We start from the raw sequence: 14,505 nt of genomic DNA on the forward strand, positions 1-14,505 counted from the left end.
ATTTTTGTATTCATGTCCGCTTGCGGAAACCCGCACGAACCCACCATGTCTCTACTTTTTAATCGTTCAAGCCCAGCTACAATTTAGAACAAAATTTTTAATTCAACTCATCCCTGATTACGCTTAAAGGGAATCGTATTGCCTTCTTGCCCTTCCTCTGTATTCTCAGTATCTTCCCTTTCTGAATTTGGCTCTACTGTAGCGCCTTCAGCTTTCAAAGCGTCCTTCTTGTCTTTTTCCTTTTCTGGATTGTGCCACGGGGAATCATACCGGTTCCATGGCAAAATTGGCCCTTTGGGCAACTTATTGGTCAGTACCGTAATATTATCCTGATCCGGTTCCGGCAGGTTGACTTTCTTTTTGGGAGGATTGGGATTGTCCCGATGGGAACTCATAGAGCAAAATAAGTCAAAACAGTAGGGAAGCAAGCCATCCCTGGACAAAAGTTAGCCACTACCATATCCGTCAGAATTACCAACGCCAACATCCAGGTGGCATAGGCAGCATAGGAGAGGGATTGGGAGATATCATCTAACCGTTGTTTATTTACATTATAGGCTTCTGCCCAGTTCACGAGCATTTGCAGTTGATATTCCTCTGGCGAGAGAGATAAGTAGCTTTCCAGGAACTTGCGATCGCCTAAATTAGGACTCACTGCCATTTGCCGAGGGAGGAATGCCGAAATCAGCAACGTAAAGTTTACAAGGAAACCGATCAACTCAGCAACCGTGAGCAAATTGGGCACTAGCACCAACCGAGACAGGGTTAAACTGGTGAGCAAGGCTCCATTGGTCACAAATAAGATATTCAGTTTCGTAGTCAGGGTTTGGTTTTTCTGTCGTTGTTGTTCGAGGACTTCACGGGCATCTCCAACAGCGAGTTCTAGGGTACTGGCAGAGAGGGAGTCTTCAGAAGGTTCAGGAGAAAGGGTATCAAAGAGGGAATGCACGGTGGCCGTCATAGTGGTAGGAGGGTTTATTCAGTTATAGGGTGAAGGGTGAAGTGGGCCAAAACCTTGGCCGGGTCTATCTTCTATTATGGTGGATGGCTAACCCTTTTGACTAGAGGAGATTTACAGGTTTTTGGGTGTTCCTCTAGAGAGAGAGGTTAAGGAATGTACGCTAAATTACGGATACAGGCGATCGCCTCTTAAAAATCCCTCTTCTTTTGGCCAACTTTAATATTTTAGAAGAAATCCCTGAAATATAATGAGGTCTATATCTTAGGATCAGGCAAGTTTATGGGTCAAATCATTCGGAAAATCTATTTACACTGGAGTGGAACGCACTATAATTGGGCAACTCCTGGCCATTACCATACCGTAGTCATGAGTGATGGCACAGTTAAACGGCACACGGGTTACGATCAAATGTTGCGGACTCATACTTATGCCCGTAACACCAATTCTGTCAGTATCTGTTGCTCCTGTATGGGAGGCGTGGCTTGGCGGGATTATCCCCCCACCACGATCCAAATTGACAATATGTGCAAGGAAGTGGCATCTCTTGCTCTAGATTTGGGTTGGGGAGTCAATGATATTACTATCTCTAGTGTGATGACTCACGCCGAAGCAGCCGCTAATCGAGATTTTTCTAAGTGGCAAGCTTGGCGAGGTACTGGAGTCTCTTTTGGTACAGCAAGATACTATGGGCTACCCCATGATAACTATGGCCCCATTAGTTGGCATGATGGATGGCCGGGAGGGACAGCCGAGCGCTGGGACTGGTGGCAACTGAAATCTTCCGATCGCGGTGGTGTAGGGGGTGATATTTTACGGGATAAAGTTCGGAGCTTCATGCAAGCTGCTGCCGATCCGGACTTACAAAAAATCGAAAACTATCAGCAGGAAACGGAATGCAAGATCTTCTTTGGGGGTCGAGTCGTTTCTACAGGCTATATTCTTTCCGATAACCGGTGTTATGCTCGGTTATTAGATTTAACATCACCTTTCCAGATCCGAATTGGTACAGTCCAAAGCGGGGACATCCGGTTTATTAATTTGGTTTCGGATAAATACAGGCCCAAATACATCACTGATGCTCCCATTATTCCCAGTTTTCCCAATGTTGATATTTACCTGAATCGTCCTTTAGATGTGAATGGGAATGCCATTGGCGATCAAGATTTCCCAGTACAACCCTTTGTACAAGGAGTCTTATTAAAGCGTTCTACCTATGTCATCTTGGCAGATTTCTGTAAAGAATTAGGTATTGACTATGCCTATCGGGGTGCGGATAAGTCTATCCATTTAGGCACGAAAACAGCTCCTCCCCTGTAATATCAAGTCTGGGTAATCGATTCAAGTATCCGATTGGGTGGTCAGGAGGCGCTTGTAGAAGTTGCATGATGTCGCTTATCCTCCTGCCCACCCTACGAGGGTTTAGTGAAGGGAAAATTAGCTATTCAAGTCAGGGTTATTTGAAGACCCTTTATTTCGATAGTAAATGGGATCTTCTCCGTCTTTAGCGGTGACGTTTTCGTAAACACCATCATCTCGCTTGACTAATTTACTAAATCCTAAATTTTTATAATCATTGTTGCTCGTGGGAACACTAAGCATGGGGGCGCTCAACAAACGGCGCACGGGTGCATCTAAGGGGGTGTCTTCGGGATCGATCTGGGCGAGTTCACAGAGTTTGCCCCAAGTTTCTAGGGTCTGATTCAGGGAATGAAAGACTTCAACTTTGCGATTATTACTAGGGCAGAAATAATCGTAGATGGGCATAATAATTAGTCTATTGAGAAAAAGGTTAATCTATTGTTTAGTGTATAGGAGTTAGGGCAAAATTTCAAGAGAGCGATCGGTTGAGTGATCTCGTAGCAGAGAAAAAGGCGATAACAACAGAGATGATCTGAGTTTATAAAGTTTTTATAAGTCAAAGCCGCTCATAGGAATTGAGTATGTTATAATTATATATTTTAGTTAAACACCCTAGACGGGTGAGGCGATCGTTTAATTTTAGGGGCACAGACCATGATTCAACCGCAAAACTCTCAGACTCACCATTTAAGAGATTGGGCTTATCTGGGGATGGAAAAATATTTCCGCAAAGCGATCGCCTATGAACAAAAGGTTTTAGCCGACCAAGATCCAGAAGATTTACACCAGATGCGCGTAGGAATGCGACGCTTACGCAGTGCAGTCAGTGGTTTTGCTCCCATTTTAGACTTACCGCCCCAAGTCAGTAACAAGCAGATTGGCAAAATGGCTAGAATTCTCGGAGAGTTGCGAGATTTAGATGTACTGCAAGACGCTCTGCAAGAGTATGAACCCCAATTAAAAGCGAAGGAAAAACCCTTAGTAGAGAAAGCTTTGAAAAAATTATCCAAACGGCGCTCTAAAGCTTTCCACAACGTGAAAAAGCTCCTTCAGGGTAAGACTTATAAGAAATTTAAGCAGTGCCTACAAGGGTGGTTGCAAGAGCCACACTATCAGCAGTGGGCAGAGTTATCAGTCAATAGTGTATTACCGGATCTATTGTTACCTTACATCAATCAATTGTTGCTGCATCCCGCTTGGTGGGTTGGAGTTACTGTAGAGCGAGATAAAATTAAGCGGCAAACCCGGTTAACCATTAAGGGAGCTGAAGCCCAAATTGCCCAACATGGGGAAGAATTGCACGATCTCCGCAAACAAGCGAAACGGGTGCGCTATCAAATGAGTTTGTTTAGACAGCATTATGGCCCGGTTTACCAAGAATATGTGCAAGAGATTAAAGCCATTCAGGAAGTGTTAGGAACAATTCAAGATACCTTGGTGTTAGAAGATTTTTTGGATCAAGTCTTACCTTCAAGCTGGAGAACACAAGTGCCAACCTTGGCAAAACTGTTAAGCAAACAGCGTTATGAATGCTGGAAAAAATGGTATAAACTACAGCAGCGATACTTGAGTGAAACCGTGCGTCAAGGGTTACGAAACTCAGCGATCAGCCCTTTAATCCAGGTAGCGGTTGCAGAAAATAATACCCTAATTAACAATCATACACCAGAGGCGATCGCCCCTGGTGAGACAAAAAACCATCATCGCCTGCAAGATAAAAACTAAACTCAGAGCATTTCCTGAGAGGTTCTACGAGCCAGCAAGGAGCTGAAGCCCCTTGCTGGCTTGTAAGCTAAATGATGGAGAAATAGAATTAGGATTCAACTTCCATGGCTTGTTCTACCCAACTATCAAATAACTCTTGATTGTCAGCAATCCACTGATTCACATGACGCTCAATATCTTCTGGTTGGTCTTCTCCTTCTTGAATCAGCATGTTTTGGGCGTTAATATCATCAAGGGGAATTTCTACCAACTCAAAGAGTTTTTCGGCAGCCGGATTTGCGTCTACAAACTCTTTATTTGCTACAACTCTAATGCGATCGACGACAAAACCCAAATTTTTGCCGTTGGCTGTGGTATCGGCTTCAGACACTTCCCCTTGTCCTTCGGGAAGATCGGTATAAGGGACTTCTAGCCAAATGGTTTCTTCACCCGGTTTTAATACGCCACCAACCCAGTAGGGAGTCCAAGTGTAAAACAAAATGGATTCTCCCTCCTGATAGCGAACCATCGTATCGGCAATCAAGGCCGAATACTGACCCTGATCGTGTTCGACGGTATCGCGCAAACCATAGGCATCTAAATGGTGTTCGATCACCAACTCGCAGCCCCAACCGGGATCGCATCCGGTTAAATTGGCTTTTCCATTACCATCGGTATCAAAGAGTTGGGCAATTTCGGGGTCTTTGAGCTGTTCTAAACTGGTAATGTTATATTCATCGGCTGTTTTCTTATCTATTTGGTATCCCTGTAACACTGAAGGGGTGAGGACTCCAACGTGGGCTAATTTTTCATCTCCCCCACTATTTTCGTAAAATTCAGTGTGTAGCCTGTCCCAATTCACCGCAGTGTAGTCTATATCTCCGTTACCGATCGCCGCATACAGGGTCGGATAGGTCAGTTCTTTAGGGGGTTGAGTCTCGTATCCCAATTGCTCTAAGGCTTTGTTAATAATTTGGGATTGAAAGTGTTCTTCTAGTATACTACTCTGACCATGGGTTAAGGTTGTCCCTGCTCCAGGTAAGTCACTGGAGGTTTCTGTGGTGGTATTACCACAGGAGATCGCCCCAAAGAGCAATCCCCCAACTATCGTACCCAAAGCAACAGACCTTATTTTCGATTGGATCATAGTTTAGCGAGTTAACACAACAATCAGATATCTCATCTGTTTCTTGGTAACTCTAGCATAAGAATTTACTTGATTAGCATAATTAAAGATCAATCAGCAAAGTAGATAGGTTATGAAAATTCCTGAAGACCTCAGTTGGCCGACTTCGATAGAGGAAGCTAAATTAATTCAAGAACAAGGGCGCGATCGCGTCATGACCTCGGATCAGCTTTCAACAGTGAACTGGGTTGCTGGGGTGGATCTGGGATTTGAAGATGGGGGAAAAACCACCAGAGCAGCAGTTGCCGTGCTGAGTTTTCCAGACTTAACGCTGATCGAAACGGCGATCGCCCTTTGTCCCACCATCTTTCCCTATATTCCCGGTTTTCTCTCCTTTCGGGAAGTCCCCCCAATCCTCAAAGCGCTCCGTCAACTCACCACAACCCCCGACTTAATCCTCTGTGATGGCCAAGGATTCGCTCATCCTCGCCGATTTGGATTAGCCTGTCATCTGGGAACCTTGCTCGATTGTCCTACCATTGGGGTCGCTAAATCCCGGTTTATTGGTACTCATAATGAACCTGCACCCACACGAGGCAGTTGGGAACCGCTCAAAGATGGGGAGGAAACGATTGGAGCAGTATTGAGAACCCGCACCAAGGTTAAACCCTTATATGTTTCTATTGGTCATAAGATCGGCTTAGAAACGGCGATCGCCTATGTCCTCGATTGCAGCCCCCAGTACCGTCTCCCCGAAACCACCCGCATTGCCGATCGCTTGGCCTCTAATCGAATTCAGAGTTAAGGTGAAGTACAATAGACCCAGACTCAGAAACCCCCTTCTGAAGCGTCGGGTTAGCGCGACTATATACAACCTTATGGAAGAAAATAACCAGTCTTTACGCTTACAATTTAATCCTAACCGCTCCTACATCCCTATTTCCTATGAAGATGCGGATGTTGGCCTCTGTACTCCAGAATTTGCCGCCAGTATTGTTGACACCATCAACAAATCCGAAAAACTGCAACAGGAAAACGAAAAGCTCTCTCAACAAAACAAAACCCTCAATAAAGCCCTGAAAATGGCCTGTACCGACTTAGTGAAACAGTTGGGCGGCACTCCCCAACAAGTCAATGAGCTATACAAGCAATATGTCGATCGCTTTAAGCGTCCCGATCATGGCTCGCGGGCAATTATGTTTTTACTGCGCGATCGCCAAGAACAACTCGATATTAGCGATAAAGAGTTTGTCCGCTTTTGCGACTCCTATAAGCTTTCCCCCCAAGATCTGCGAGATGTGTACGGAGGTAAAGAAATTAGCGACGAACAAATTGGGGCGATCGCCCGCATCGTCGGCCGTTCTCCCAAAGAACTCATCCAAATTCGGGATGGATTTACCGATAATGAAATCTCTAAACTCGCCCGTATTTTAGGAACCAGTACCGAAGAACTCTCCGAACTCTTTGAAAGCCAATAAAGGTATATTTTATATGAGCGATATGAACGATCCCCCACCTAAACAAGGATTTGGACAATGGATCAGTTTCGCCGCCGATCGCTTTGGATTTGCCGGTTTAGGGTATATTCTGGGTGCAGTCCTGGTTCTAGTCATCGGTTGGTTTATTCACGCTTCCCAGAAATCTCCCCCTTCCAACCCCGAACCCCCCACCGAACAACAACCCTAAGCGGAGATGGGGAGGATGGGGAAGATTCCCTATTGCCTATTGCCTATTCCCTATTGCCTATTGCCTATTCCCTATTCCCCATTCCCTATTGCCTATTCCCCATTCCCTATTGCCTATTCCCCATTCCCCATTCCCTATTCCCTAATTTATGACCATTCAACCCTTTCAGATCGGCGAGCAGGATCTCAATGACGAGCAACTCGCCCATTATATGCAAGTCGGAGAAATTGCCGTAGATACAGAAACCATGGGCTTATTGCCCCTACGCGATCGCCTCTGTCTCGTCCAAATTGCTGACCCCCAAGGCCATGTCATTGCCATCCGGATCGCCAAAGGACAAACCACAGCCCCCAACCTCAAACAACTGCTAGAGTGCCCAACCATTATCAAAGTCTTTCACTTTGCCCGATTTGATGTGGCCCAGTTTGAGCATCATTTCGATATCACTGTCAATCCCATCTTCTGTACCAAAGTTGCCAGCAAACTCGCCCGCACCTACACCAACCGTCATGGATTGAAAGAATTAGTCCAAGAACTGGAAAAAGTCGAACTTGATAAAAGCGCCCAAAGCTCAGATTGGGGAAATGTCAGCAATCTGTCCGAGGAACAACTCAGCTACGCTGCTAACGATGTGCGCTATCTTATCAGTGTGAAAGAAAAGCTCATCCACATGCTACACCGAGAAGAGCGCTGGGAACTTGCACAACAGTGTTTTGGCTGTATCCCCGTTTTAGTTGCGTTAGATTTGTTGCAATATAAAGATGTATTAGAGCATTAATGAAGGCGATCGCCCTTTTGGAAACTACGACAGAGAATCAGGATCGATATTTAACTGTCGCAGTTTCTCCCGTAGCTGTTGTAGATCGGATTGAGCGCGATCGCGCTCTAGCTCCGCGCTATCAGCTCTTTCTCGCTCCAACTCCTTCTCCTGACGTTGGCGATCGCGCTCTATTCGTAGGGTGTGTTAGCGAAGCGTAACGCACCAATCCGCTATATATGGAGTCGTTGCTTGTAACCCTTACTTATTGCTTAATCCCGATCAAGCGATCGCCGTAGCTTGAGGACGAGCAAAAATCATCCGTCCTGCCGAAGTTTGCAAAGCACCTGTAACCACCACATGCAATTCTACGCCAATATACTGCCCCCCTTCTTCAACCACCACCATCGTGCCATCATCCAAATATCCCACACCCTGTTCCGGTTCTCGACCTTGCTTAATAATTTTCAAGTCCAGATCGTCGCCCGGTAAATAGGCTGGACGCATGGCTTGGGCTAGGTCATTAATATTGAGAACAGACACCTCCTGTAAACTAGCAACCTGGTTCAGGTTGTAATCATTGGTGAGCAATGTGGCGTTAATTTCTTGGGCTAAATGCACCAACTTAGCATCTACCGTGCCAATATCTTCATAATCAGCCGGATGGATGGCAATTTTTTCCGGATAGGTTTCGCGAATGCGGTTGAGAATTTCTAAGCCCCGACGGCCTCGAATCCGCTTTTGATCGTTACCCGCATCGGCTACCAGTTGCAACTCTTGTAAGACAAATTGAGGCACTAAGAGTTGCCCTTCAATAAACTTGGTACTCAGGAGTTCTTCCAGGCGACCATCAATAATACAACTGGTATCCAGAATTTTGGTGGTAGCAGGTTTTAGGGTTCCCTCAGACAGTAATAAACTTTCCATGCTATGGGGATTAATCAGTCGTAAAAATGACCGACCATGGGCATCTGCCAGGGAAATACCGGAGAAGGCAAAGAGGATACTGCCTAAGACGGCGACTAGGGGTTTAATGAAGCCGAATTCTTTGGGAATGGGGAGCAGGAATAGGGGCGCTAACATCAGGTTAGCGACTAATAGACCGACAACTAAACCAATGGAACGGGTGAGGAGGACTTCTACGGGCATTTGCCGCACCTGCGCTTCTAAACGCCGATAGGAGGTTTGCACAAATAGCCCCACGGCTCCCATAATTAGGGCCGCAAATCCGGCGGTTACCGATCGCAGACCATCTTGATTACTCACTTGGTCTAAGACGGGGGTTGGGAGCAATTCCACCCCGTAGAAACCGATACCGATTCCTGCTAGTATGAAGGATATAATAATAATTGCGTCAATCATCGTTTGACCTGATTAGGAATGGATCAATATTCAGGGGTCTGAATTAACCCCCTAAACTCATCGCCATAAAGGATCGAGATAACCCTTATTATAAGAGATCGACACAAAACCCTGTCGATTCATTCTAGAGATAATCAAAAGACGGGAAATAGAACAGGGGTCAGAGGTTTAATGGAGCATCAACAACAATTTTGGGCGATTCCTCGTTCAGCTTATCTTCATATTCCCTTCTGTCGTCGTCGCTGTTTCTATTGTGATTTTGCTATTTCTGTGGTGGGCGATCGCCGTTGGGGGGACTCTTCCCCAGCCATTTCCCATTATATCCAGGAGTTAATTAGGGAAATTGAACAGACTCCCCCTCGCGGTGTGTCCCTAGAGACGGTGTTTTTTGGTGGAGGAACCCCATCCTTGCTCAGTGTAGGTCAACTGGAGCAGCTCTTAACTACTTTGGATCGCCACTTTGGGTTAACTTCTAGCGCGGAAATTTCCATGGAAATTGACCCCGGAACCTTTGATCTCGATAAATTACAAGGATTTTTAGCTCTGGGAGTCAATCGGATCAGTTTAGGGGTACAATCCTTTGATGACCGGATCTTGAAACTCTGTGGGCGATCGCATACCGTCAGTGAAGTTTATCAGGCGATCGATCTCCTTCATCAAGCATCCGTCCAGAACTTCAGTATCGACCTGATCTCCGGTTTACCCGAACAAAATCTAGAGCAGTGGCAAGAAACTCTACAAACCGCCCTCGAAATTTCCCCGCCTCACCTCTCCGTCTATGACCTAATCGTTGAACCGATGACCGTCTTCGAGCATCGCTATGAATCAGGAAAACTTAACCTTCCCAGCGATGAAATCAGTGCCCAATTCTATCGCTTAACCTCCCAAATTCTCCGAGAAGCAGGTTACGATCACTACGAAATTTCTAACTATGCTCGCCCCGGATATCACTGTCGTCATAACCGAGTGTATTGGCAAAATCAGCCCTACTATGGTTGGGGAATGGGAGCCGCCAGTTACATTGATGGTATCCGATTTACCCGACCTCGCACCCGGCAAACCTACTATCAATGGCTGCAAGACGGGGGAGTGATAGACACTCCTCCACTCTCGGACACCGAACAGTTTCTAGAAACTCTCATGCTCGGTCTTCGGCTTGCAGAAGGTCTATCTTTACAGACCTTAACCGATCGATTTGGTTATCCTCCCTTGCAACAGTTGAGTCCGAGTTGGTATCCCTACTATCAACAAGGATGGATTCACCTCAACACCCTGAATGGACAGCCTTGGCTTCCTGGACAACCTCTGCCCTCGACGGGTCAGATCTCTCTGAGCGATCCAGAAGGCTTTCTCTTTTCTAACACAGTCTTAGCCCAAATGTTCCAAGTGTTGAGTAATGAGTAATAGGAGATCCCCCCATTTCCCCATCTCCCTATCTCCCTATCTCTCCATCTCCCCATCCTTAGCTACCCCTTTCGGTCGCCATCCGGGACGCACTTTTTGGGGAGCGCGGGCGACGACTAGGGCATCATTTTGTACATCTTTCGTGACCACCGATCCGGCTCCAATGGTGACATCTTCGCCAATGGTAACAGGAGCGACTAAGACACTATTCGAGCCTGTTTTAGTGCGATCGCCAATTACCGTCTTATGCTTCTGATAGCCATCATAATTGGCCGTGATTGTGCCTGCACCCACATTCACCTGTTGACCGAGTTCGGCATCTCCAATATAGGACAAATGGGCGACATTGGTGCGATCGCCCACTTGGGACTTCTTAATCTCCACAAAATTGCCCACCCGACAACCTTCTCCAATCTCAGCATGGCCTCGCAAATGGGCATAGGGGCCAACTCTCGTATTCGAGTTCACCACACTATCACTAATCACCGAATAGAGAACCGTCACCTGCTCCCCAATCTGACTATTCTCAATCAAACTCCCCGGCCCAATGCGACAACCTGTCCCAATCGTCGTATTGCCGCGAATATGGGTTTGCGGTTCAATCAGCACATCTGAGGCAATCTGTACCGTATCATCAATCGTAATACTATCGGGATCGATCAACGTCACCCCCGCCTTCATCCACTCCTCCTTAATCCGGTCTTGGAGAATCTGATGGGCCGTAGCCAACTGTTTGCGGTCATTAATCCCTAAAATCTCCTGATAATCCTCCACATCCACAATCATCACTCGGTCTAAATAATTGACCGCATCCGTTAAATAATATTCCTGCTGGTCATTTTCTGACTTTAACTGGGGTAAAACTTGAGCCAGTTGCGGCCAATTGAAACAATAAACCCCCGCATTAATGCGCCGATTGTGCCGTTGGGCTGTTGTACAATCCCGGTCTTCCACAATCTGTTGCAGCAGATTATCGCTATCAGAAAAGACTCGCCCATAGCCTTTGGGGTGGGGATGTTGAGCCGTTAAAATCGTCGCTCCGTTCCCTTCCGTTTTATGGGTTTCGAGCAAATTACGAATGGTTTCCGGTCGTAATAGGGGCACATCCCCATTGAGTACCAGTAAATCCCCCGTAAAGCCTTCTAAGTGGGGTAAAATCTGCTGAACCGCATGACCGGTTCCCAATTGTTGGCTTTGGGTGACAAACTCTAATCCCGATATACCGGTTAGAGATTCCTGAACTCGATCCCCCCGATATCCCACAATCACAAACTGACGGACTGGGGAAATCAATTGACAACTCTCGACTACCCGTTCGACTAAAGAACGCCCTCCTAGGGGATGTAAGACTTTGGGTAACTCCGATTTCATCCGAGTGCCCCGTCCTGCGGCTAAGATTGCTACTGCTACCATGACTAATCAACCACACTACCGACAGGAGTATATCGCGGTTTATTACCAAAATTGGACTGTCGAGGTGAAATCTTAATCCGCGTTCCCCTCATTTTATGGGTAGGGGCGATCGCTCTCCATTTTGGGCTTGGGGCGAACAATCCGGCTCTATCCCAGTGAGAACAGGAGATTGAGCGATTTTTGCTTGGATTTTGGCGATCGGCAATTGTCAAGTTGTTTAAAGTTTCTCATCCTTTTGTTTATTTGAGTTGAACCCCTGCGCTACACTAAGCTTTGATCCGGTATAACGCTGGACTAACTTAAATGGGTCAAACCATAGAGCGGTTCAAGCATTCCGTTCTCAATGACTCGGTTGAGCCTCTAGAGTCCTCTAGAAGCCACTCAACCTCCTACACCTTATCGTTTGTCGATAAGTGTGAGAGCATATCACTATCAAACTGTTGTTGGGAGTTCTTATTCAATGTCTCATTCAGTAAAAATCTACGATACCTGCATTGGTTGCACCCAGTGTGTGCGTGCTTGTCCCTTAGATGTACTAGAAATGGTTCCTTGGGATGGATGCAAAGCCGGACAGATTGCTTCTTCTCCTCGCACAGAAGACTGTGTGGGTTGTAAGCGCTGTGAAACCGCCTGTCCTACTGACTTTTTAAGTATCCGGGTTTACTTAGGTGCGGAAACCACCCGCAGCATGGGTCTAGCTTACTAAAAGCGGGTTCACCATTACCATTACCTTGGGTTCACCCTGAACCTGGGGTCAATCTTCAGGGGGAGTTTAAGCACTCCCCCTTTTTGGTCAAGGGAAGACAAGTTAATCACTGTTTGATTTAGCTCAGATGGAAGAGGAACTCCAACAAGTCTTTCAGCGAGATGTCGATATTAATTACTCGCAAGGGAATTGAAACCAGTCGGAACTATCTGCGTCGCCAAGCTATTCTATCTTCTGCACGGGTGATTTATGGAAGGGGATACCCATACTTTTGTGAAAACAACTTCAGATTAAGTTTTCAAGCATAGTTAAAAGATCTGTAAGTCGATTGGCGACGATATCCCAGATAATCTCAAAATCTAGTCGATCGTATTCATGGACAATTACATCTCGCATTCCTGCCATTTCGCGCCAAGGTATTTGTGGATATTTCTGACGTACCTCCTGAGATAGTCGTTTAGTTGCTTCACCAATAATGGTAATTTGATACAATATAGCAGATAATTTTTCATCATTGTTTTCCAATTCAGATCGACTGACCCCATTGGTATAACGTAAAATCCGTTGAATGGCATTGATAATATCAATTAGAGATTCGCGATCGCGTGGCATAAATTGTTTTTGCTGATTCGAGTATATTTTTGCGTCGCAGCCAATTTTCGCTACGAGCGATCGCAGCTTTGGGAATTAAGTCTACTTTACGATGAAAGAGAACTTCTAGCTCGTCTTGCATCTGGAATGCTTCTTTTAATCCGCGCTTGGCTCCGGGGTCAAAATCGACTAAGATATCGATGTCACTATCCGGGCGAAAGTCGTCGCGCAGAACCGAACCAAAGAGCGAGAATTCACAAATCTGCCAGCGATCGCAAAAGTCTACTATTTCGTCTATGGGTAGATTGATCGCTGTGGGTATGCGATCGGGATTAAACACAGTCACTAGCTTATTTTCTCCCTGGAGGGTACTCGTTTCCATACTTGCTATTTTAATGCGATCGCCAAGTCATTGATACCCTGCAACAATAGTATCATTTAGATCTCGGAGCATCGGAGCCTCCATTTTAAGTGAGAGGGTAACAGGTCGTTAATTTAACCCGGTTTCTGATTGTCGCCATGGATGAACAACATATCGCCGCCTACCTTACCCTTTTGGGCAGGTTAGAATAGAGGGAATGAAATGTAACTTCCTCTACTGTCATGGATGCACAACGAAATCAGGCTTATTTGAGCTTAATCCAAGAATTGCTGCGATATCCGAGTAGCAGCGAATCGGATATTCTAGAGGAGCATCGAGATCTACTGGATTCAGGCTTTCTGGAGATGGTACAACAAATGGCAGATGCGATGCACAATACTGGGAATGCTCAAGATACAGAGCGGTTGACAGCTATTCTACAACGTTTACAAAATGCTCCCGATCAAGGTAAGTCATCTGCTAGTGAGGTAAAACGTAACACAACTCAACCCAACCCTAGACAGGAAGAGTATGTCAAGTTTTTGGAAATAATCCTCAAAGTAACCTTGGATAGTCAAGGAGATCCATTAGCGGTTTATCCGCTCTTGCAACAGAATTTAGATAAATTAGATTTAACGTTAGCGCAAATCTTGCGAGCTTGGGCTAGTCAAAAACTAGAACAAGTTGAACCAGAACAGAGGCAGTATATTGCCAGAGTTATTGGAGAGTTTGGTAATTTAATTCAACAATTTCCATTAGGCAGTCGGGCTGATAATCTGGAGATCGCAATCATCTGCTACGAAATTGCCTTTACAGTTTTTAGCCAAGCAACGAACCCACCGATGTGGGCACTTCTACAAATTTGTCTAGGAGCTGCCTACAGTCAGCGCATCAGGGGAGAGCGGGCCGAGAACCTGGAAGAGGCGATCTCCGCTTATTCTCTGGCCCTGCAAGTGAGAACCCGTGAAGCCTTTCCCCAAGACTGGGCAGCAACCCAAAATAATCTGGGAGAAGCCTACTGTAACCGCATCAGGGGAGAGCGGGCCGAGAACCTGGAAGAGGCGATCTCCGCTTA

At 46.0% G+C, this 14,505-nt stretch carries 18 protein-coding genes and 2 pseudogenes; 12 read left to right on the top strand and 8 right to left on the bottom strand.

What is annotated here, in order from left to right:
* Positions 1-107: 107 nt before the first annotated feature.
* Both PMG25_RS15995 and PMG25_RS16000 read right to left on the bottom strand, forming a co-directional pair.
* On the bottom strand, positions 108-395 hold the full coding sequence (locus tag PMG25_RS15995; protein WP_283767898.1) for a hypothetical protein: 288 nt from the start codon (positions 393-395) through the stop codon (positions 108-110).
* Positions 392-961: a hypothetical protein gene (locus PMG25_RS16000; RefSeq protein ID WP_283762845.1), complete on the bottom strand. Its 570-nt coding sequence runs from the start codon at positions 959-961 to the stop codon at positions 392-394. The genes PMG25_RS15995 and PMG25_RS16000 overlap by 4 nt, the downstream gene beginning before the upstream one ends.
* 279 nt (positions 962-1,240) lie before the next feature.
* Here PMG25_RS16000 and PMG25_RS16005 point away from each other — a divergent pair, with 279 nt between their 5' ends.
* Positions 1,241-2,278 (top strand): N-acetylmuramoyl-L-alanine amidase, encoded by a 1,038-nt coding sequence (locus PMG25_RS16005; RefSeq protein ID WP_283767899.1) that lies wholly within the window; start codon positions 1,241-1,243, stop codon positions 2,276-2,278.
* Positions 2,279-2,395: 117 nt separating this feature from the next.
* On the opposite strand, the gene PMG25_RS16010 is transcribed toward PMG25_RS16005, so the two are convergent.
* The gene (locus PMG25_RS16010) at positions 2,396-2,725 is read right to left on the bottom strand and encodes an FmdB family zinc ribbon protein (protein WP_283767900.1); all 330 of its coding nucleotides are present in this window, start codon (positions 2,723-2,725) and stop codon (positions 2,396-2,398) included.
* A gap of 249 nt (positions 2,726-2,974) precedes the next feature.
* On the opposite strand from PMG25_RS16010, the gene PMG25_RS16015 reads away from it, so the two are divergent.
* The gene (locus tag PMG25_RS16015) at positions 2,975-4,045 is read left to right on the top strand and encodes a CHAD domain-containing protein (RefSeq protein WP_283767901.1); all 1,071 of its coding nucleotides are present in this window, start codon (positions 2,975-2,977) and stop codon (positions 4,043-4,045) included.
* An 88-nt stretch (positions 4,046-4,133) separates the two neighbouring features.
* Here PMG25_RS16015 and proX read toward each other — a convergent pair whose 3' ends face one another.
* A complete protein-coding gene (proX, locus tag PMG25_RS16020) occupies positions 4,134-5,171 on the bottom strand; it encodes a glycine betaine/L-proline ABC transporter substrate-binding protein ProX (RefSeq protein WP_283767902.1) in 1,038 nt (345 codons plus the stop codon).
* 112 nt (positions 5,172-5,283) lie between these two features.
* On the opposite strand from proX, the gene nfi reads away from it, so the two are divergent.
* From nfi to PMG25_RS16050, 6 genes are all read left to right on the top strand, one after another.
* Positions 5,284-5,955, top strand: coding sequence for a deoxyribonuclease V (gene nfi / locus PMG25_RS16025; protein ID WP_283767903.1), 672 nt, complete (start codon positions 5,284-5,286; stop codon positions 5,953-5,955).
* A 73-nt stretch (positions 5,956-6,028) separates the two neighbouring features.
* Complete coding sequence (locus tag PMG25_RS16030) at positions 6,029-6,628, top strand: hypothetical protein (RefSeq protein ID WP_283767904.1); 600 nt, start codon at positions 6,029-6,031, stop codon at positions 6,626-6,628.
* Entirely contained in the window at positions 6,615-6,836 is a 222-nt protein-coding gene (locus PMG25_RS16035) for a hypothetical protein (RefSeq protein WP_283767905.1), read from the top strand. Before PMG25_RS16030 ends, PMG25_RS16035 begins: the two co-directional genes overlap by 14 nt.
* A 15-nt stretch (positions 6,837-6,851) precedes the next feature.
* A complete protein-coding gene (locus tag PMG25_RS16040; RefSeq protein WP_283767906.1) occupies positions 6,852-7,028 on the top strand; it encodes a hypothetical protein in 177 nt (58 codons plus the stop codon).
* The gene (locus tag PMG25_RS16045) at positions 6,985-7,614 is read left to right on the top strand and encodes a ribonuclease D (protein ID WP_283767907.1); all 630 of its coding nucleotides are present in this window, start codon (positions 6,985-6,987) and stop codon (positions 7,612-7,614) included. Before PMG25_RS16040 ends, PMG25_RS16045 begins: the two co-directional genes overlap by 44 nt.
* A 17-nt stretch (positions 7,615-7,631) precedes the next feature.
* Positions 7,632-7,814, top strand: a complete 183-nt coding sequence (locus PMG25_RS16050) for a hypothetical protein (RefSeq protein WP_283767908.1) — start codon at positions 7,632-7,634, stop codon at positions 7,812-7,814.
* A gap of 61 nt (positions 7,815-7,875) precedes the next feature.
* Here the strand turns inward: PMG25_RS16050 and PMG25_RS16055 are convergent, their stop codons facing one another.
* Positions 7,876-8,955, bottom strand: coding sequence for a PIN/TRAM domain-containing protein (locus PMG25_RS16055; protein WP_283767909.1), 1,080 nt, complete (start codon positions 8,953-8,955; stop codon positions 7,876-7,878).
* Positions 8,956-9,126: 171 nt separating this feature from the next.
* On the opposite strand from PMG25_RS16055, the gene hemW reads away from it, so the two are divergent.
* Complete coding sequence (gene hemW, locus PMG25_RS16060) at positions 9,127-10,359, top strand: radical SAM family heme chaperone HemW (RefSeq protein ID WP_283767910.1); 1,233 nt, start codon at positions 9,127-9,129, stop codon at positions 10,357-10,359.
* A 36-nt stretch (positions 10,360-10,395) separates the two neighbouring features.
* On the opposite strand, the gene glmU is transcribed toward hemW, so the two are convergent.
* Entirely contained in the window at positions 10,396-11,772 is a 1,377-nt protein-coding gene (gene glmU / locus PMG25_RS16065; protein ID WP_283767911.1) for a bifunctional UDP-N-acetylglucosamine diphosphorylase/glucosamine-1-phosphate N-acetyltransferase GlmU, read from the bottom strand.
* A gap of 460 nt (positions 11,773-12,232) precedes the next feature.
* Between glmU and psaC the strand changes: the two genes are divergently transcribed.
* Both psaC and PMG25_RS24510 read left to right on the top strand, forming a co-directional pair.
* Positions 12,233-12,478, top strand: a complete 246-nt coding sequence (gene psaC / locus PMG25_RS16070; protein WP_012307203.1) for a photosystem I iron-sulfur center protein PsaC — start codon at positions 12,233-12,235, stop codon at positions 12,476-12,478.
* A 118-nt stretch (positions 12,479-12,596) separates the two neighbouring features.
* Positions 12,597-12,786: pseudogene (locus PMG25_RS24510) on the top strand (hypothetical protein); the annotation flags it as partial.
* Here PMG25_RS24510 and PMG25_RS16075 read toward each other — a convergent pair.
* Positions 12,764-13,090: a HepT-like ribonuclease domain-containing protein gene (locus tag PMG25_RS16075; RefSeq protein ID WP_283767912.1), complete on the bottom strand. Its 327-nt coding sequence runs from the start codon at positions 13,088-13,090 to the stop codon at positions 12,764-12,766. The pseudogene PMG25_RS24510 and the gene PMG25_RS16075 sit on opposite strands and share 23 nt — an antisense overlap.
* A complete protein-coding gene (locus PMG25_RS16080) occupies positions 13,062-13,391 on the bottom strand; it encodes a nucleotidyltransferase family protein (protein WP_430540973.1) in 330 nt (109 codons plus the stop codon). Before PMG25_RS16080 ends, PMG25_RS16075 begins: the two co-directional genes overlap by 29 nt.
* A 281-nt stretch (positions 13,392-13,672) precedes the next feature.
* On the opposite strand from PMG25_RS16080, the pseudogene PMG25_RS16085 reads away from it, so the two are divergent.
* A pseudogene (locus tag PMG25_RS16085) lies at positions 13,673-14,505 on the top strand (tetratricopeptide repeat protein); the annotation flags it as partial.

The sequence above is a fragment of the Roseofilum capinflatum BLCC-M114 genome (assembly GCF_030068505.1).
GTDB lineage: Bacteria > Cyanobacteriota > Cyanobacteriia > Cyanobacteriales > Desertifilaceae > Roseofilum > Roseofilum capinflatum.